Origin of the sequence: Flavobacterium aquicola (genome assembly GCF_003385115.1) — a bacterium.
Classification (GTDB): Bacteria; Bacteroidota; Bacteroidia; order Flavobacteriales; family Flavobacteriaceae; genus Flavobacterium; species Flavobacterium aquicola.
In genome coordinates this window covers 172,082-192,687 of sequence record NZ_QUNI01000004.1, presented here as the reverse complement: position 1 = coordinate 192,687, position 20,606 = coordinate 172,082, and the positions used below count along the sequence as shown (strand labels likewise).

At 33.2% G+C, this 20,606-nt stretch carries 14 protein-coding genes; 5 read left to right on the top strand and 9 right to left on the bottom strand.

The features are described 5' to 3' along the window. On the bottom strand, positions 1 to 2,809 hold a 2,809-nt coding region (locus C8P67_RS22080; RefSeq protein WP_170141432.1), incomplete at its 3' end, for a vWA domain-containing protein. Between the two features lie 1,019 nt (positions 2,810 to 3,828). Here C8P67_RS22080 and C8P67_RS08385 point away from each other — a divergent pair. From C8P67_RS08385 to C8P67_RS08365, 5 genes are read left to right on the top strand one after another with little or no spacing between them, the layout of a single operon-like run. Beyond that, the gene (locus C8P67_RS08385) at positions 3,829 to 4,314 is read left to right on the top strand and encodes a SixA phosphatase family protein (RefSeq protein ID WP_115812312.1); all 486 of its coding nucleotides are present in this window, start codon (positions 3,829 to 3,831) and stop codon (positions 4,312 to 4,314) included. Positions 4,315 to 4,321: 7 nt separating this feature from the next. After that, complete coding sequence (gene ppk1 / locus C8P67_RS08380) at positions 4,322 to 6,397, top strand: polyphosphate kinase 1 (protein WP_115812310.1); 2,076 nt, start codon at positions 4,322 to 4,324, stop codon at positions 6,395 to 6,397. 42 nt (positions 6,398 to 6,439) lie between these two features. Continuing rightward, positions 6,440 to 7,330, top strand: a complete 891-nt coding sequence (locus tag C8P67_RS08375) for a Ppx/GppA phosphatase family protein (RefSeq protein ID WP_115812308.1) — start codon at positions 6,440 to 6,442, stop codon at positions 7,328 to 7,330. A 31-nt stretch (positions 7,331 to 7,361) separates the two neighbouring features. Further along, the gene (locus C8P67_RS08370) at positions 7,362 to 7,925 is read left to right on the top strand and encodes a Crp/Fnr family transcriptional regulator (RefSeq protein WP_115812306.1); all 564 of its coding nucleotides are present in this window, start codon (positions 7,362 to 7,364) and stop codon (positions 7,923 to 7,925) included. A 57-nt stretch (positions 7,926 to 7,982) separates the two neighbouring features. After that, positions 7,983 to 8,561 carry an NAD(P)H-dependent oxidoreductase gene (locus C8P67_RS08365; RefSeq protein ID WP_115812304.1) on the top strand — a complete coding sequence of 193 codons (579 nt, stop codon included), beginning with the start codon at positions 7,983 to 7,985 and terminating at the stop codon, positions 8,559 to 8,561. A 45-nt stretch (positions 8,562 to 8,606) separates the two neighbouring features. On the opposite strand, the gene C8P67_RS08360 is transcribed toward C8P67_RS08365, so the two are convergent. From C8P67_RS08360 to C8P67_RS08325, 8 genes are all read right to left on the bottom strand, one after another. Continuing rightward, the gene (locus C8P67_RS08360; protein WP_115812302.1) at positions 8,607 to 9,782 is read right to left on the bottom strand and encodes an OFA family MFS transporter; all 1,176 of its coding nucleotides are present in this window, start codon (positions 9,780 to 9,782) and stop codon (positions 8,607 to 8,609) included. Between the two features lie 38 nt (positions 9,783 to 9,820). Continuing rightward, positions 9,821 to 10,603, bottom strand: coding sequence for a pyruvate formate-lyase-activating protein (gene pflA, locus C8P67_RS08355; protein ID WP_115812300.1), 783 nt, complete (start codon positions 10,601 to 10,603; stop codon positions 9,821 to 9,823). 96 nt (positions 10,604 to 10,699) lie between these two features. After that, positions 10,700 to 12,934, bottom strand: a complete 2,235-nt coding sequence (gene pflB / locus C8P67_RS08350) for a formate C-acetyltransferase (RefSeq protein ID WP_115812298.1) — start codon at positions 12,932 to 12,934, stop codon at positions 10,700 to 10,702. 340 nt (positions 12,935 to 13,274) lie between these two features. Continuing rightward, positions 13,275 to 13,721: a DUF1572 family protein gene (locus C8P67_RS08345; RefSeq protein WP_115812296.1), complete on the bottom strand. Its 447-nt coding sequence runs from the start codon at positions 13,719 to 13,721 to the stop codon at positions 13,275 to 13,277. Further along, positions 13,721 to 14,194, bottom strand: a complete 474-nt coding sequence (locus tag C8P67_RS08340) for a nuclear transport factor 2 family protein (RefSeq protein ID WP_115812294.1) — start codon at positions 14,192 to 14,194, stop codon at positions 13,721 to 13,723. Before C8P67_RS08340 ends, C8P67_RS08345 begins: the two co-directional genes overlap by 1 nt. A 108-nt stretch (positions 14,195 to 14,302) precedes the next feature. After that, positions 14,303 to 14,980: a peptidoglycan DD-metalloendopeptidase family protein gene (locus C8P67_RS08335; RefSeq protein ID WP_115812768.1), complete on the bottom strand. Its 678-nt coding sequence runs from the start codon at positions 14,978 to 14,980 to the stop codon at positions 14,303 to 14,305. An 80-nt stretch (positions 14,981 to 15,060) separates the two neighbouring features. Next, positions 15,061 to 17,469, bottom strand: coding sequence for an alpha-ketoacid dehydrogenase subunit alpha/beta (locus C8P67_RS08330; protein ID WP_115812292.1), 2,409 nt, complete (start codon positions 17,467 to 17,469; stop codon positions 15,061 to 15,063). A gap of 186 nt (positions 17,470 to 17,655) precedes the next feature. Continuing rightward, a complete protein-coding gene (locus C8P67_RS08325; RefSeq protein WP_317125447.1) occupies positions 17,656 to 20,481 on the bottom strand; it encodes a gluzincin family metallopeptidase in 2,826 nt (941 codons plus the stop codon). Between the last annotated feature and the right edge of the window lie 125 nt (positions 20,482 to 20,606).

Below are 20,606 nucleotides of genomic sequence, written 5' to 3'. Positions count from 1 at the left end.
CAGTGCAGGTTTTAGTAAAAGAATTTCCAGTACTTACTGTTATTGGGCTGTTGTCCACAGTTACAGTTACACTTGCAGTTGCGGTACAGCCACTGGTGGAATTTGTTTTAACGACAGTATAAACAGTAGTCTGATCTGGATTTACAATTGGGCTAGCATCAGCAGAAGAAAATCCCGCAGGAACGGAAGTCCAGGAATAAGTATTTCCTATCACGGCAGTTTCCCCTATGGAAGAACCCGCAGTATTAGCGGTGCAGGTTTTAGTAAATGAATTTCCCGCACTTACTGTTATTGGGCTGTTGTCCACAGTTACGGTCACGTTTGCAGTTGCAGTACAGCCACTGGCGAAATTTGTTTTAACTACATTATAGACAGTTGTCTGATCAGGATTAACCGTTGGGTTAGCGTCAGCAGAAGTAAATCCCGCAGGAACGGAAGTCCAGGAATAGATGTTTCCTGCTACGGCAGTTTCCCCGATGGAAGCCCCCGCAATATTAGTGATACAGGTTTTCGTAAAAGGATTTCCTGCGCTTACGGTTATTGGACTGTTGTCCACAGTTATGGTCACACTTGCAGTTGCAGTACAGCCACTTGCGGAATTTGTTTTAACTACAGTATAGACAGTTGTCTGATCAGGATTAACCGTTGGGTTAGCGTCAGCAGAAGTAAATCCCACAGGAACGGAAGTCCAGGAATAAGTATTTCCTGTTACGGCAGTTTCTCCTATGGAAGCACCATTAATATTAGCAGTGCAGGTTTTAGTAAATGGGGTTCCTGCGCTTACAGTTATTTCGGGATAAATAGTTACTGTAATTGGTACTTTTTCACCAAAACAAGTCAAGGACTTTCCTTCAGCGACATAATAAGTAGTTTGTCCTGCTACAGCTGTTGATGGTGTTATTGCTGTTTGAGCGGGTCCGTTTAATGAATCAAAATAATATAAAATGTAATTCGGTGATGTATGTCCGCCAGACAAGCTTGCTGTTAATGGAGCTGCAGTTTTGTTTAGACAATATTGAACGTCTGCTGCAATTGGAGGGGTACTAACAATGTAACCAAACCATACTTTTTTATTTGGATCAGCACTTGTTGGAGTAATGGAAACATTTCCGAAAGTACAGTATAATTGATATAATATGCTGTTTGAGGAATAAGCTGATTCAGGCTCGACAGTATATGCTTGATTAAGATCTAAAGCAGTACTGCCATTAAAGACAAAATATTTACTGTTTCCAGGGATTAATTTTACGGCATTTTCTACAGGAACTACCGTTCCGCTGCTATTAATAGGCTGTCCAGCTTCGTTTACTGTGTAATAATAAATTTCTATAGAACCTTTTCCTCCGCTTACTTTTGGAATAGTAAAATGCTCAGGAGTTTGTTGATGGGCATTTGTATTTCCATTTACATCCGTATAATCCATGTAGGTTTGTTCATTGGCATCATACAAAACGGATGGTGTAATATTGGGTGCCATATCAACAAAATAATACATCTGATCACCTAATTCTGAAACAGTACCAATATTCCAAGTTATTTTCCATTTTATTAAAGAGCTGTTACCGCTTCCGGGAATATCCGGATCATTTAGCACATAACCATTGTTACTAAATGAAACTGTACCTTTAGAAACAACTACGTCTCCAGTACTATTTGGAAATGTCGAATAAGTAGGCACTGTGTTTGAATTTAGTACAATATAGGTACTCATTGGATCACTAAATACGGCATTAGTTGCAGCATAAGCTATATTTGATCTTATTTGGGAATAGACACTTTCTATATTACTTGTAGTTGCTGTGAAATATCCTTTATTTTGAGAACCAGAAAGTGTTTTTTCGGCAATACCTCCAGGCAATACTTCAAAACCAATAGTGTAGACGTCAACTCCGCTGTCAATAAGTAATCTTGCTTCATATTTTGTGGGAAGGCCATGATGTCCAGCTATAAAAGTCCTGTCGTTATTATTGCATCTAATGGTTTGGGAATATAATTCGGTACCAAAATTTTGACCATCGCCGCTTACAGAGCTATAATTACTTGAAGTAACGGTTAAATGATTTTCTTCAAAATCAATATCAGAGATATTAAAATCATTAATATTTCCACAAGAAAGCAGCCAATCAGTTGTAACTGCTGAACTGTAACTGTAAGTAGGATTTCCATCGGATAATAATATAACTGCTTTTCTGCTTGCTGTACTTGAATTCATTAATTGTCTGGCCGCATAAAATCCCCCCTGCAGGTTTGTGCCATCATGAGCTGTTATGCTGCTAATTGCTGTATTTAATAAAGCTGCGTCGTCGGTAAAACCTTGATTCACTGTAGGAACACCTACAGCTGTGCCATTGATAGTGACAATTGCAACTCGTATGTCTATAGATTGAGTTAATATTTCATTTACAAATGTGTTGGCGGCTGCTATTGCACTTGTAATTCTAGGTCCGACCATACTTCCTGAATTATCAATTACTAAAACAACATCTGTAGTTTTTGGGACATTTTTTCCTTGTACTAAAACATTTATTTTCCATTTGCCTAAGGTTGTTGTTGCTTCAGCAGTTTTTTCAATATGAACAGCGCCAGGATTTGGCCATTCAATGTTAGTTTGTCTTGTGGCAAAAGATTTTAAAGTTTGAGTACTGGTCTTTAATGTTTTTGTTTTAGCACTGCTGGGTATTGAAAAAGGTTTTACATTACCAACATAGACAGGGGTTCCCAAGTTATCTAGATCTTCGGAGTTTTGTGAATAAATATTTCCAATAAACAAAAACAGGATTGATATAAAAAGAGTAGTTTTAGCTTTCATACAATTAATTTTTTTAATTTATTGTTGGGGATAATTTATTTTATTAGTGTCGATTGAAGACAAAATCAATTGTTAATGGCATTGCTATTGTTTAATTTCAAAATTTAATTTCGGGTAAAAGATTTAGTTTAATAAGTAATACGATGTATTTTTTGGGTAGGTTATTTGATTAAATTTTGATTTAGATTTGGGATTAAATCAAAATTGTAATATGCAAAAAATCACTAAACAGAAGTAGGTTTACTATATTTTGATTCGGATTTGGGATTAAATCAAAATTGTAATATGTAAAAAATCACTAAACAGAAGTAGGTTTACTATATTTTGATCCAGATTTGGGAATTAAATCAAAATTGTAATATGCAAAAAATCGCTAAACAAAAGTAGGTTTACTATATTTTGATTCAGATTTGGGAATTAAATCAAATTGTAACATGCAAAATAAAAAATAAATTGAAGCAGGTTTTTAGTTGCATCTTGAGTTCCCTATAAATTAATTTTGTGTATTATTAATTATAAAAGAACACTATTAAACTATTTTATAACAAAAACTAGTTTTTATTTGGGAAAAAAGCTAATTGTTATTTGTAATATCAAATTTAGAAAGAATGTTTTTATTACTCTTGGTTTATCCCTTGAAAAACCTAAATACTCGTTGAAGAGTTGTATTATAAGTAATTTGCTTCAAAAATGAAGTTTAAATAAATCGTTTATTTAATTTTTTAACTAAATTATCTTTAATTATTTAATTTTTTATCTTTCCTTGATATGACACTAATATTTCAAGTCAAATGAAAATTATAGCATTCTTAAAAACGTATGAATTAGAGTGCTATGGTAAAATATGATATTACATGTAAAAAAAATGAGGTCTGTATTCTAAACTTTTTGTAAATTGTAGGTTCGTAATTATTTTTCCTATTTTTTTCTGTAAATTATAAAAGGTATTAATTTCTGAAATTTATTTTTATTTAATCGATAATGTTTTAATGTTGGTAATGTGTTTTAAAAAATAATATATGAAAAATCTAATTTTAATTCGGCATGCAAAGTCTAGCTGGGAAGCTCCTTTACATGATAAGGACAGACCATTAACTTCACAAGGAATGCAAAATGCTCATTTGGTTTCTTCCCATATTGCTAAAGTGTTGCCTAAAACATATACCATATGGAGCAGTACAGCCGAGAGAGCTACTGAAACTGCTATTATATTTGCTCAGAATATAAATTTTCCTTTGGAAAGTATTATTTACAAAGATGAACTATATACTTTCGACGAAAGAAAATTAGAAAAGATTATCAAGCTTGAGAGCAACGGAAATGATAACATAATAATATTCGGGCATAACGAGGCTATTACAAATTTTGTTAATAAATTTGGAGATGTTTACATTGATAATGTTCCTACAGCAGGATTTGTACATATAGAATTTGATAATGAAAGCTGGGATTCTATAAGTAATGGCCAAACAAAAAAAACAGTATTTCCCCGAGATTTAAAATAAATAAAAAGTGTTTGAACAAAAATATATTGACAGAGAGAAAAGCTGGTTAGCTTTTAACGCCAGAGTTCTTCAAGAAGCTGCAGATGATTCGGTCCCGTTATTAGACAGATTAAGATTTTTAGGGATATTTTCAAATAATTTGGATGAATTTTTTAGAGTACGATTTGCAGCAATAAGACGATTAAGTTTAAGCGGCATTTCAGGCGAAAAATATTTTGGAGGAGTTACTGCACAGCAGCTGATTAAAGACATAACTAAAATTGTTATACAGCAACAGTCCGAAAGTTTAAGGATACTTAACAATATAGAAGAACAGCTAGAAACTGAAAATATCTTTATTATTCATGAAAATGATATTAATAAAGAGCAGGAAGTTTTTCTAAAAGAATTTTTTATACAAAAGTTAAGCCCTGAACTTGTTACGATTATTTTAAATGATTTAGCAGAATTTCCTGTTTTGAAAGATTCATTAGGATATTTGGCCGTAAAACTCGTGATGAAAAAAAATCAGGAAGTACGCTATGCCATTATTGAAATTCCTAAAATGGTTAACCGTTTTGTTGTATTGCCTTCAAGCAATGAAAAGCAGTATGTTATTTTGATAGATGATGTCATAAGAATGCATTTGAGCAGTATTTTCAATATTTTTAATTATGAAAGCGTTTCAGCTCATATGATAAAAATAACAAGAGATGCGCAATTAGACATTGACAGTGATTTGAGCAAAAGTATGCTTGAAAAAATATCAACGAGTGTAAAGGATAGAAGGATAGGGGAGCCGGTGCGTTTTATTTATGATCAGGAAATAAGCAAGGATACCCTTAAATTTTTTCTTGAAAAAATGAATATTGATTCTACCGATAGTATTATTCCCGGCGGAAGATATCACAATAGAAGAGATTACATGGATTTTCCAAATCTAGGAAGATTTGATTTGTTATATAAAAAAAATGATCCGCTTCCAGTACCAGGACTAAGTCTAGAAGGAAGTATTTTAAGCAAAATTGCTGAGAAAGATTATCTATTGAATGCTCCATATCAATCGTTTTCTTATTTAATTAAATTTTTGCGTGAAGCGGCTTTGGATCCCAAGGTGAGTTCAATTAAAATTACATTATACCGATTAGCCAAAAATTCGCAGATTATCAGCTCATTGATTAATGCTGCTAAAAATGGAAAGAAAGTAATTGTCCAGATCGAATTGCAGGCCCGTTTTGACGAAGCCTCAAATATTTCTTATGCCGAGCAGATGCAGACCGAAGGCATCGAACTTATATTTGGAATAAAAGGATTAAAAGTTCACAGTAAAGTTTGTGTTATTGAAAGACATGAAAAAAATAAAATCAAAAGATATGGTTTTATTTCGACAGGGAATTTCAATGAATCTACAGCAAAGATTTATACCGATGTGACACTTTTTACATGTCATCCTCAAATATTGAAAGACATTTCTAAAATATTTGATTTTTTTGATACAAATTATAAAGTGCAGCGTTATAAACACCTTATTGTTTCGCCGCAGTACACTAGAAACCGTTTCATTAAATTAATAGACAGAGAAATTGCACATGCTTTGGCAGGAAGAAAAACATACATGAAATTAAAAATGAATAGCTTATCAGACTTAGCTATGATTGATAAATTATATGAAGCTAGCAATGCTGGAGTGAAAATTCAGTTAGAAGTAAGAGGTATTTGTTCATTAATTCCCGGAGTTAAAGGATTAAGTGAAAATATTGAAGCTATTAGTATAGTTGATAACTATTTAGAACATTCAAGAGTTTATATTTTTGGCAATGCTGGATTTACAGATGTTTATATTTCCTCTGCCGATATAATGACCAGAAATATCGATGCAAGAGTTGAGGTAACCTGTCCGATTTATGATCAGGAAATAAAAAATGAACTGATAGATAATTTTGATATTGGCTGGAAAGGAAATGTAAAAGCCAGATTTCATTCTTATAAATTAGATAATAAATATAGGGTCAGGGGTGATAATCCAATTTTTAGAGCACAATGGGAAACCTATAAATATTACCAGCGAAAAGCTGAATTGATTGAAGAACTGAAAGAAGATTAAAAAAAACACAACGTACAGAATTAAATCGCATCCTAGAGAAATATGATTAAAATTAAAAAATATGCTGCTATTGATATTGGATCGAATGCCATGCGTTTATTGATTGCCAATATTGTAGAAGAAGATGATAAAGACCCACAGTTTAATAAAAGTTCATTAGTCCGCGTTCCTATCCGTTTAGGACAGGATGCATTTACAGTTGGGGAAATTTCTCCTGAGAATATAGACCGAATGGTCGATGCAATGAAGGCTTTCAATTTGTTAATGAAAGTGCATAAAGTAGAACGTTATATGGCATTTGCTACATCTGCTATGCGTGAGGCATATAATGCCAAAGAAGTTGTGTCTTTGATAAAAAAGAAAGCAGACATCAAAATAGAAATTATTGACGGTAAAAAAGAAGCAGCTATAATTGCTTCAACCGATTTGCATCATTTATTAAAAACCGACGAAACGTACCTATTTGTTGATGTTGGAGGTGGAAGTACCGAATTTACATTGTTTTCAAATGGTAAAATGGTGAATTCAAGATCATTCAAAGCAGGAACTGTTAGGCTCTTAAATGAAATGGTTTGTGATGTTGTCTGGGAAGAAATAGAAAAATGGATCAAGCAGAACACCGCCGATTACGAAGAAGTTACTTTGATAGGTTCAGGCGGGAATATCAATAAATTATTTAAAATGTCAGGGAAGCTGCAGGAAAAACCTTTGTCATACATTTATATAAATTCGCAATATGCTTATTTGAATTCCTTGACTTATGAGCAAAGAATTTCGCAGTTAGGTCTTAATCCTGATAGGGCAGACGTTATTGTGCCGGCAACCCGAATTTATCTAAATGCAATGAAATGGAGCGGTGCCAGACAAATTTATGTTCCAAAAATTGGACTTTCTGACGGTATTGTGAAAGCGATGTATTATGGTAAAATTTAATTGAAATAAAATTGAACAGAATTAATCAAAAATGATAGAAGTTTTTCAATATTTATTTCAATTAAATTCAGAAGAATGTCAGCTGTTAAATAGTTTAATCACTTACAGAAAAATTAAAAAATCGGATTATTTAATTTCTGAAAATGAGGTCTGCAATGAAATTGTATTTGTGAAAGCCGGAATTATGCGCTCTTTTTTTATCAATTCAAAAGGAGATGAAATAACCAACTGCTTTACTTTTGAAAATGAATTTATGACTGCTTTTTCGAGCTTCATTACGCAGAGTCCAACGGATGAAAATATTCAGGCTATTACTGATTGTGAATTGGAAGTAATTAACAAAGCGGCTGTCGAAAAACTTTTTAGTTCTAGTTTCAGGTGGGCTGATATTGGCAGGAGAATTGCCGAAAATGAAGTCGTCAATCTGCACAACCGCATCTCGTCTTTGCAAAAAAGATCTTCAATAGAACGATACGAAGCATTATTTGTAAATCATCAGAAATATATCCAATATATTCCTCTGATTTATTTAGCTTCTTACTTAGGAGTTTCAACAAGACATTTGAGCAGAATAAGACAGACTGCTGTATTTTAAGACATTTGTCCTGTTGTATTAAATCAGCATAAAATATTTTTGATAAAAATAAATTTTATGAAAAATATCTTGATAATAAACGGACATCCCAATGCTGCAAGTTATAATTTTGCTTTAGCGGAATCCTACAAAAACGGCGCTTTGGAAGCAAAAGCAAATGTTGAAACCATTGTCATTGCAGATTTGAACTTCAATCCAAATTTAGCTTACGGCTATCAAAAAAGAATAGATTTAGAGCCCGACTTGATTGAGGCTTGGGAAAAAATTAAAAAAGCCGATCATCTGGTATGGGTACATCCTGTTTGGTGGGGCGGTCTGCCTGCGATTACCAAAGGATTTATTGATAGGCTGTTTTTGCCAGGAATGGCTTTTCAATACCGTGAAAATTCGGTTTGGTGGGACAAATTATTGAAAGGAAAAACGGCTCGTATCATAACTACACTCGATCAGCCAAGCTGGTATTATTATTTATTCAATTCAAAACCGAGCGTCAATCAATTAAAAAAGGCAGTATTAGAATTTTGCGGAGTGAAACCTGTAAAAGTTACTTACGTAGGTATAGTTAAAAATTCTGATGAAAAACAGCGTGAAAAATGGCTGCATAAAATTTTTCAATTGGGAACACAGCTTAAATAAAATTTAAAAGGCTCAAAACTTAGATTAGTTTGAGCCTTTTTTATATTAAGCAGTGACAGGTTTTAGCAATAATGTCTTGAGCCATAGTCCGACAAACAAAGCGAAGAGCAGTAATACTGCAAATAAATAAAAAATTGAAATATCAGCAGTTAATCCTAATAGCAACGGACCAGCAAATCCCGCTGCAGACCAAGCGGTTAATGTGTAACCAAGTACCTGACCGTATTTTTCAGCACCAAAAATGCTTTTTACAAAAGAAGGCATAGTGGCAAAACCAGCTCCATAACCCGCAATAATAATGAAAGTCAATGTTTGAAACGAAATTTGATTGGTTGAAAAAGTAGGGATCAAAGCAAAACAAATTGCGTTGATTCCAATGAAAATCATAAAAGTAGACCAACAGCCAATTTTATCTGAAATACTTGACCAAAATAAACGCCCGATTCCATTGAATAAGCCAATTATAGCGACAAAGATAGTTGCCTGTGCTGTAGTCATCCCTACAACTTCTTCTCCTAAAACTGCCGCTTTTGAGATTATAGCTATTCCGCCACATACGTTCAGGAATAATAATAACCAAAGTGCGATAAAACGTCTGTCTGTTACTATTTGTTTTGGGGTTAAATCGATATGTGCCTGCTCATTTTCAGCTGTACTCATTGGATTTGCTAAATATAAAGCACTCAAAAGCATACAGATTCCATAACCGATTCCTAAAACAGTAAATGCGCCAGACAATCCCATTGAAGTATATAAAGGTCCAATTAAAAAAGAAGCCAATAAAGATCCTAATGCAAATGACATAATAATAATTCCGGAAGCCAATCCCGGACGGTCAGGAAACCATTTTACAACTGTATAGACTGGTGCAATATATCCAAATCCCAAACCGATGCCTTGTAAAACTCCGTATGTCAGGTAAAATAAACTCATGGAATCTATTTTGACAGCCAAAGCACTGCCTAGTAATCCGATTGTTAAAAACAAAGCCGCAATTAATCCTGATTTCATCGGGCCAATTTTCTGAGCAAATTTCCCCATGAAAGCCGCTGTTAGTCCTAGGAAACAAATGGCAAGGCTGAATCCTGTTTTGGTATCGTGAGCATCCCAGTTTAATTCTTTGGTTAAAGGTTCGATCCACTTGCTGTATGCATAAATTGATCCGATCGATAACTGCATAATCATTCCTGCCAATACTATCAAATATTTGTTTTTTGACATAATTGTTTAATTTTTATCGTAAAAAATAGTCTTGAATTTTATTTAACTTTTACATTTTTGAAGTACAGCCTGAATATTTCAGCAGCTTTGTTTACTTCTTCTGCTGTATGCGGTTTTGTATCTGCTAACTGATATTCTAAGCCTAATAATTCCCACTTACTTTTTCCCATTTGATGGAAAGGAATAATTTCTACTTTCTCTATTGTTTTATAAGAAGTAAAATATTGTCCCCATTCGTGAAGATATTCTTCCTGATCACTCCAGCCTGGCACTAAAACATAGCGCAGCCACATAGGCTTTCCAGTACTTTCTCTATATTCGGCTAATCGGAGAGTTGTTTTGTTTTTTACGCCAGTCAGCTTTTTATGCCATTCTTTATTGATGTGTTTGACATCCAATAGCAGTAAATCGGTTCTTTCCAGCAGTTGTTCCGTTTTAGAGTCTAGTACTCTTCCATTAGAATCCAAACAAGTATGAATTCCGTTTTCGTGTAAACGGTCAAAAAAATGAATTAATTTTTCTCTCTGCAGTAAAGGTTCGCCTCCGGAAACGGTAACACCTCCATTTTTGCCAAAATAGGATTTTTGATGAAGTGCTTTTTCCACTAGTTCTTCAATAGGCAGAAAAGAACCGCCATGAATATCCAATGTATCGGGGTTTTGGCAATACAGACATCTAAACTGGCATCCCTGAACAAAAACAACCATTCTGATTCCCGGACCATCGTGAGTTCCAAATGTTTCAATTGAATGTATTCGAAGTAGGTCAGGATTATGAGCGTCTATTGAATCGTCTGTATAGTGTTGCTGTGGAAAATACATTCTGTAAAAGATTTAAAAAAAACCTGTCTAAACTAAACGTGATTTGTTTTTTTTAGACAGGTTAATTGGTTTAATAATCTATGGTTAATGGTTAATTTACAAATTTTCGTGGAAAGTTCTGGTGATAACTTCGAGCTGATGTGCTTTAGACAATCGAACGAAATTAACTGCATATCCGGAAACTCTTATTGTTAACTGCGGATAGTTTTCAGGATGATTGTAAGCATCCATTAATGTTTCTTTATCCAGCACATTCACATTTAAGTGGTGCGCATTTCTTCCGAAGTAACTGTTTAATATGGTTGTTAAATTATTAACCTGTTCTTCTTTATCAGATCCTAAAGATTTTGGAACCATAGTAAAAGTATATGAAATACCATCCTGAGCATCCTGATATTTTAATTTACTTACTGAGTTTAAAGAAGCAATAGCTCCATTTGTATCTCTGCCGTGCATTGGATTTGCTCCTGGTGCAAAAGCTTCACCGCCTTTTCTTCCGTCTGGTGTTGAACCAGTATTTGAACCATACATCACATTTGAAGTAATAGTCAATAAAGACAGGGTAGGAGTAGCATTTTTGTAAGCGGTATGTTTTCTTAATTCATCAATAAATATGGTTGTGATTTCCTGAGCGATAGTATCTACTCTGTCATCATCATTTCCGAATTTTGGAAAATCGCCTTCGATATTGAAATCTACAGTTAATCCGATGTCGTTTCTAACTGGAGTTACTTTTGCATATTTAATTGCAGATAATGAATCGGCAATAATTGAAATTCCTGCTGCACCATAAGCAATATCAATATTTGGGTCACTATCAATCAAAGCCATCTGTGCTCTTTCATAATAGTATTTGTCATGCATATAATGAATGATATACATTGATTTTGCATAAACTCTTGCCACTTCTGCCAAGGTAGTTTTGAATATGTCCATAACTGAATCATAATCAAGAACACCATCAGCCATTTGAGGAATGTTTTTAATAACAACAGATCCTTTGTCTTCTTCGCGTCCTCCGTTTAAAGCCATAAGCAGTGCTTTTGGTAAATTTGCACGAGCTCCAAAATGCTGGATTGTTTTACCAATTTTTTGATAAGATACACAGCAGGCAATTCCGTAATCATCAGAACCTCTGTTGGTACGCATTAAATCATCATTCTCATACTGAAGAGAAGAAGTGTCTATAGAAACTTTGGCACAAAAATCTTTAAAACCCTGTGGCAGACTTTGAGACCAAAGAATAGTTAAGTTTGGTTCAGGAGAAGCTCCTAAATTATATAATGTCTGTAAGAATCTAAAAGAAGTTTTGGTAACTTTTGTTCTTCCATCGTTAAGCTGTCCGCCGATAGCTTCGGTAACCCAAGTTGGATCTCCTCCAAAAATTTCATCATAAGCGCCCGGACGTAAATGGCGCACCAAACGAAGTTTCATGACGAATTGGTCGATAAATTCCTGAGCTTCTTCCTCATTTATTAAACCTGATTTCAAATCATTTTCAATATAAATATCCAAAAATGATGAAACATTACCTAAAGACATTGCAGCTCCGTCTTGTTCTTTTACGGCACTTAAATAAGCCAAATAAGTAAATTGAACAGCTTCTTTTGCATTTACAGCAGGTACAGAAATATCAATACCATAAGAATTGGCCATGATTTTCATATCTTGTAAAGCTTTTATCTGCTCTGTGATTTCTTCTCTAAGACGTACTTTATGATCAGTCATTTCGCCGGCAACAGCGGTAAAATCCTCTTTCTTAGCTTCGATGAGACGGTCAACGCCATAAAGAGCAACTCTTCTGAAATCACCAATGATTCTTCCTCTAGCATAATTATCAGGCAGTCCTGTTAATAAGTGTTTTGAACGGTATGCTCTAATTTCGCTGTCATAAGCACTAAATACTGCCTGGTTATGATCTTTAGCATAATTGAATATTTTAACTACTTCATCAGAAACTGTCAAACCTCTTTCAGCAACTGCTGACTGAACTAATTTGATTCCTCCGAAAGGTTTCATTGCTCTTTTTAATAACTGATCAGTCTGAAGACCTACAATTACTTCATTCTCTTTATCAATATAACCAGGACCAAATGAGGTAAGATTAGAGATAATATTGGTATCAATGGCTAAACAGCCGTTTTTCTTTCTTTCTTCAAGTAAATTCTCTTTACAAACATTCCATAGCTTATTAGTCTTTTCAGACGGGCCAGCTAAGAAATTTTGATCACCTTCATACGGAGAAATATTTTGCAATACAAAATCATAAACATCAATTGCATTATTCCAATTCCCTGTTTTAAAATTTGTTGTTTCAATCGTACTTTTCATTTTATAGAAATTATTTAGTTAACGTGTGTTGATTTATTAATCTGTTTTATACTAGTAAATTTAAGCAATTTTCAGACCATTTGGAAGGTGATGTTTATTTTTAGAAAATAATTAAAGTATTTACAGCTAACCAGTTATTTGTGTACAGTTTTCTTTATTTTGATGACTATTCTTTATGACTATTACGTTATAGAGAAAACTTATTCAACTGCTTTTTAATCGGTTTAATATTGTTAAAATATACATATTTAAATAAATTTATTCTTATTATGTAAAGAATTACTAATAATATAATGTATAATGATTTTTACAAAACGTTTTTTCTTGAATTTTCAGAACACTAATTATCCAATAATCGTCTGTGATAGTTAATCTGTCCCAAATGATAAGCCAGATGTGTTGTGAGGTGAATTAATAAATATTCAACAGAAGTTTTATTTTCGAAAACCAAATAAGGGTGTTTATGTTTTAAATCTTCTTCCAAAAGCTGATCAAGAGTATTGTTAATCATTACAATTGTAGCATCGATTTGAGCAATGAGCGTGTTTTTTGGAACAAATTTATTAGAAAACTCTAAGTCCCGATTTCTAACATAATTAGTATTCCCGATTTGTGCACCTATATAAGTGTTCAGATTACCTATTAAATGCAAACAAAGGTTACCGCCGGAATTTGATATCGATTTTTCAATGTGCCATATTTTAGTCTCATCAGAGTAGGAGTCAATTTCCAATTTCAGCTTATTGAGATCGCGATTGAATAATGTTCTTAAAATCTCTACAGTCATTAGGATTGTGTTTTTGTATAGTTTTTTAATGAAGCAACAGCCTGTTTTTGAATCTGCTTTTGCATGAAACCAGTCCATCCCAATAAAAATCCTTTAAAACCAAAAGCTTGTTTAGACCATTTCCAGATGTCAAAATAATCGGTGTGCTTTATAATTAAGCCATCATGAAACTGAAATTGTGCATGAACAAGATTGACTACTTTTCGATTTGTTTTGCTGAAATTGTAAGTAGCAATCCATTTTGCGATTCCAGTATGTTCATCAGCGGTAATATCTGAAAATTCAATTTTTATGTTTCCTTTACTTTTTTCCAAAAGCATTTTCCACATTTGACATGCATCGCTGCCTTTCAATACACCAAAAGCTGGATCTTGAAACTGAATGTTTGGGTGGTAGCACTCACACATTGCCTTCGCATCAGCACTGGCGAAAGCAGAATAAAATTTATGAATTAATTGTTCGTTTGAATTCATTTTGATAAAGTTAGAAAGTAAAAATAGTTATTTTTTCTAAACAAAAAAAGGAACTGTTTTACAGCAAATGCTGCTCAATTGAAAGTTTATTTTAATTTTTTGAATTATCTAGAAGATTTTCAACAGCAGGTTTGGATCGGGACAGTTTTCTAGATAATAAGTTAATTTGCTTTTACTGGAGACGCCCGGATAATCTCCAAAATTATTTTCAATGTTCTTTATAATTTGAAAATGCAAGTGAGGAGCATAATTTCCATTTACCTCAGAACTTCCAAGTAATGCTAATTGCTGTCCTTTTGCAAAAAAATCACCCGTTTTAATTGATTGAATACTTTCTAGTGCTAAATGCCCGTATAAAGTATAAAAAACATAATTCTCTAATTGATGTTCCAAAATAATTGTTGGTCCGTAATCGCCAAGATTATTGTTGTTTTGAAAACTATGTACTTTTCCATCCAATGCTGCTAATATTGAAGTTCCAGCTTCAATCCACAAATCCATGCCAATGTGAATATTGCGTTCTTCAGTTTTTAAATCATTAAAAACAGTACTTCTCTTGTACAAATTGCGAACTTCATTATAACCTCCGTAAGCTGCTTTAGCATTATTATTGATTAAAATTTGGTTGATATATTCTTGAAGTTCATTAGCATCAGATACATTCAGTTGATCGAGATCAGTATTGGATGGAGACAGATCCAAAGGCGTATACAGAGAGTAGGGGATTGAGTTGTCAATTACTTTAATGTCTTTTAAATCTAAAAATAATGTTTCTAAGGATTTCATTACTGCATATGATAAGTTGGAATAAAGATAAAAAAAAATCCCAACCGTCAAGATTGGGATTAGAAATAGTATTTTTAAAATTAATACAAAGAAGGAAATTTTGAAGGATTCGCTTCATGCATTATTTCATAAACTTTCTCATAAATATCTTCGGCAGAAGGTTTTGAAAAATAATCACCATCTGTTCCGTAGGCTGGCCTGTGAGCCTTGGCAGTCAAAGTCTGCGGTTTACTGTCAAGATGAATATAAGCATTTTGATCTTCAACTATTTGCTGCAGAATGTAAGCAGCTGCCCCGCCAGGTACATCTTCATCTATGATTAATAATCGATTCGTTTTTTCAATACTTTTTACAATGTCATGATTGATATCAAATGGCAGCAACGACTGCAAATCGATAATCTCACAGTCAATTCCTGCTTCGAACAATTCTTTAGCAGCTTGTTCTACTAACCGCAGAGTTGAACCATACGAAACAAGCGTTATATCTGTTCCACTTCTCAATGTTTCAACAACACCTATTGGAGTTTTAAATTCACCATAATTTAAAGGTGCTTTTTCTTTTAAACGATAACCATTCAAACATTCGATTACTAATGCAGGTTCATCACTTTCTAATAATGAATTATAAAAACCGGCAGCCTGCGTCATATTTCTTGGAACCAATACATGAATTCCTCTGACAGCGTTGATGATCATTCCCATTGGAGAACCTGAATGCCAGATGCCTTCTAAGCGATGACCGCGGGTACGGATAATTAAAGGCGCTTTTTGCTTTCCAACAGTTCTGTACTGCAAAGTGGCCAAATCATCACTCATGATTTGAATAGCATATAATAGGTAATCCAAATATTGAATTTCGGCAATTGGACGCAATCCTCTTAATGCCATTCCGATTCCCTGACCTACAATCGTAGCTTCACGGATTCCAGCATCGGCAACGCGCAACTCACCATATTTTTCCTGCATTCCTTCAAGGCCTTGGTTTACGTCACCAATATTTCCGGCATCTTCACCAAAAATCAATGCTTCAGGATATTTAGAAAAAAGAGCATCAAAATTATCTCTCAAAATCATTCTTCCGTCAGTATCTGCAACTGCATTACTTGGATATTCAGGTAGAACTTTTTTTACTGAAAACACGTTTTTGTCCGATTCCGAAAGTAAATGACTGCTAAACTTTGGCTGTGTAATAGCGATGTAAGAGGTAATCCAATTAGATAATTCTGCTTTGTCTCTTTCATTTATAATTAAACGAAGTGATTTTCGGGCAATTATCATTATTTCCTTTTTTAAAGGAGATTTAATGTTTTTTAAACTTGAAATGTTTCTTAGAATTTCGTCCTTTTTAGCGCAAACTTCTGAAGCTCTTTCTAAAATGGCAATTAATTCATTTTTTTCTTCAATAATAGGATTGATAAAAGCATTCCAAGCCGTTTTTTTACCTTCAAAAACTTCTTTTTTAGCATCCAGATCAATTGCATCAAGTTCTTCAGGAGAAGCAATATTGATGGCAATCATCCATAATTTCATCTGACGGATACAGTCAAATTCTTTTTCCCATGCTAATCGGGAAGCGCTTTTGTATCTTTCGTGCGAACCTGAACTAGAATGTCCTTGTGGCTGCGTTAATTGATTTACGTGGATTAAAACTGGAACATGGTTTTCACGTGCTATTTCAGCAGCTTTTTCATAAGTTGCAACCAAATCAACATAATCCCAGCCTTTTACCTTTAATATTTCAAAACCATTAGTACCTTCTTCTTTTTGGTAACCTTTTAATATTTCAGAGATATTTTCTTTAGTAGTCTGATGTCTTGCATGTACTGAAATACCGTACTCATCATCCCAGATACTCATTACCATTGGAACCTGAAGTACTCCGGCTGCATTTATGGTTTCAAAAAATAATCCTTCAGAAGTACTTGCGTTACCTATTGTCCCCCAAGCGATTTCATTTCCTTCTACAGAGAATTGGTCTGCATTTGGAATATTCGGTACGTTTCTGTAAATTTTCGAAGCTTGTGCCAGTCCAAGCAGTCTGGGCATTTGCCCTGCAGTCGGAGAAATATCAGCGCTGGAATTTTTTTGCTGCGTCAGGTTTTTCCATGATCCGTCTTCATTTAAGCTATGGGTTACAAAATGTCCTCCCATTTGTCTTCCTGCAGACATTGGTTCTAAATCAATATCGGTATGTCCGTATAAACCGGCAAAAAACTGTTCGATGGTTAGTTCACCAATCGCCATCATAAAAGTCTGATCACGATAATAACCAGAACGGAAATCACCATTTTTAAAGCATTTTGCCATGGCGAGCTGCGGAACTTCTTTGCCATCTCCAAAAATACCAAATTTGGCTTTTCCAGTTAATACTTCTTTACGGCCTAATAAACTGCATTCCCGGCTTATTAGGGCAATTTTATAATCATTTAATACCTCAGTTTTGAAGTCTTCAAATGTTAAACCAGTATCGACTTTTTCTGTAATCATAATTAAGAAGTATAACTTTAATGCGACAAATTTAATTAAAACTATCTAGATAGCATTGTGCAATTCTGTATTTTTATATTTTTTTGGCAAATAATTTTTAGTAAAACGAATGTATTTTTATTAAAAAAATAATTTTACCTAAAATTTTCTAATAATAGTTTAATATTTTAAAGTTTTTATTTTGAATTAAAACCATTTTCGGGTAAAAAGGTTAATTAATGATTTTGGGTTAAAAATAAAGATAAAACGTATTTTCTCTCCATAATTTTTTTCTGACAGTTCAAATCCGTTTGAAGAATATACCGGAAAGTACAATTCGAAGTAATCCTGCACCAAATTTAACCGAATACCGCTGTCATAAAGAAACGTATTCGAAATTCCTTTATTTTTTGCCAAACCAAAATCTGCATAAGCATCAACCCAGTTCCATAGCAGTGAATAACTCAAATTTGTTGTTGTTAACCATTGATTGGCTTCGGGAGGACTTAAAAACGATTTAAAACCTCCCTGGGCATGAATATACTGTTGACTTAATATTCCTGTAGTATCCGATCGCGCATAAACAGCATAATCGAACATGTAATCATTTACTCGGGAAATACCAAAATTGTAATTTTGATTATTATTGGTATTATATAAAAAAGTTCCAGCAAAAATCCGAGCATTAAAATATCTGTTGTCATTGAATAATTTGCGGTACTCCATCTCTGCTGATATTTTACCAAAAGGGCTGGATAACTGCACGTCCGTTAAGAATTTAACATGGCTTGTAACCTCAGTTTTTATATTGTAATATTTTAAATTTAGAATAGAATAATTGTCTGTACTGTCTATTACAATTGCTGACGGCTCTTTGTAAATAATATTATATTTTAAAGTTATTGCTTGTTTTCTATTATCCCGATAATTTGGTTCTCGTATAAAGAAAGATACACTTGGATATAATTTTAGATAAGCGGCATCTGACGCATAATGATAATAAGAACCATTTAATGAATAGCGTATGTTATATAAATTGCCTTCTCTTAAATATTGATTATAAGCAAAGGTGTAACTGCCTACAAGCGATTTCGTATTGATAGAATACATCGGATTTAAAATAAACATGAATGGTTTATCAAAAAAACTATAATTATATAAACTTACTCCAGGAGCAAAGCCGTCGTATTTGTTGTAAAACAGTGTAGGCACGTAAAACAATTGTGAATAATGAGGGTCTTCTAAATCTTCAAAAAAAGTCATTTTCAGCGGACGGTTTAATGAAAAAGCATTTAGAGATTTCCAATTATTCCGCAAATTAAATTCGGGAACTTCATTGTTGTAATTAAGTACCAGCTTGTCTATTTTCTTTCTTTCAAAAGTTATAACTGTGTCAATGTCTTTGGTTTCTAACCATTTTTTGAAAATAACCTGCTTGTCTCTGATTCCGAATATAGGCATTGGCACTAATGGTATTCCTTTGTTTTTTACAGAAAAAGTAATACTGTCTTTGGTTTTAGTAACGGCATCAAATTTATAATCAATAGGCATTCTGGAGTCTATAATGTAATTAAAAAACCAATTAATGTTTTTTGTAGTTTTTGATTTTAACAGCTCTTCAAAATCGCTTCTGCCAGTTTGTTCCTGCGTATTACGAGCATAAAACTGCTTAATTCCAGATGAAACAATATCTTCTCCGAGGTAATCATCTAAATAATGAAAACTAAGTCCAGCTTTGTATTTATTGGCAATTTGAACATTGTATTTTATAAGTACATTTTTAGGTTCATTCAGTGGCTGGTCTAGATTTTTTCTAGCCATTAGCATATAATAATAACTGTACTGCTCGTTAAAATCAGTTTGAGCCATTTTAAAATTTCTCAGTAAAAAGAATTTTGAAATAGATCCCAGCATTTTACTATTAGGATGATATTCATCAATATAATTCATCATCGTAAATATTTGGATTCCATCATAAATCCAGTTGTCCTTTCTAGAATCTAACCGCATGCTGTTTTTGAGATAATTATTCAGATAGGTCTTTAAAAATTTTATCTCAAAAAGAAAATCAGTATGGAAAGGACGCATGAAATGAGGCAGTTGATTAAGTCCATAAAAAGGATTTTTTTCATAATCAGTTTCAGAAATTATTATTTTTTCAAATGGATACTGCCCAATATTATTACTGCTGTAATCCACAACTCTTTTTATAATCTGGCTTTTTAGGGAATCATTAAACTTTCCAGATTTAATATTTGTAAAAACTTCCAAATTGTTAATTCTAAAACTAGAATAACTTGATTCTTTTTCTATAATAAGATCAAAATCACTTCTGTTTTTCCCCGTTAATTTGATATTTGTTTCTTTGGCAGTCTGATTGAGCTGTTCAATTGCTAAGTCGGTAGTAATTTTATTTTTGCTATTAATTTTTAATTCTATATCAAAATCAGAAACAGCATTGGCAATATCATCAAGATTTTCATTGCTGTATTTTATAAATTGCCTGTTCTCATAGCGTGCCGGTGTAAGAAACCAGTTTTTAAGATGCATTCCATACTTTTCAAAATAACCGTATTTAGTAAATTTGTCACTAGGGATTTTTTCAGTATAGGTAAGATGAAGTTTTATTTTTTCGTTGGGCAGTAAGTTTTTACCCAGCTGAATTGTGATGTAATCAGGATTTTTTTTTGTTCTTTCCCAAGTAAAAGATTTTTGATCATTGTCTTCAATTCTTAAACCAAATGTTCCTCCAAGTTCTTTTTCGGAGGCTAAATGAAATTTGTTGTAAAATTCATCAGAAAATCTTTTTCCCATTGGGCTTTCTCTTTCCGCAAAAGCATTGTTCCAATCATTCAGAACAATTGAAGTTAAAGTATCGGGAGACTGATTATAAAAAGTAATTTCCTGATCAATTTTTAAAATTTTAGAATCCATATCGGCGTCAACAGCCATCTTAGAATGATGCTGTGCATATTGTTTTTGATTTATAAAAAAAACAATAAGAAACAGAATAATTTTACCGAAAGTTTTCAATTTGGGACTGTATAAGTTTACTAAGGTATAAAACTAATACAATTTACAAAGAATTAAGAAAAGTTCAGTATTAAATGGGGCGAAATGCACCGAAATACGTTGAAATAAAAAAGCCGTTTCGAAAA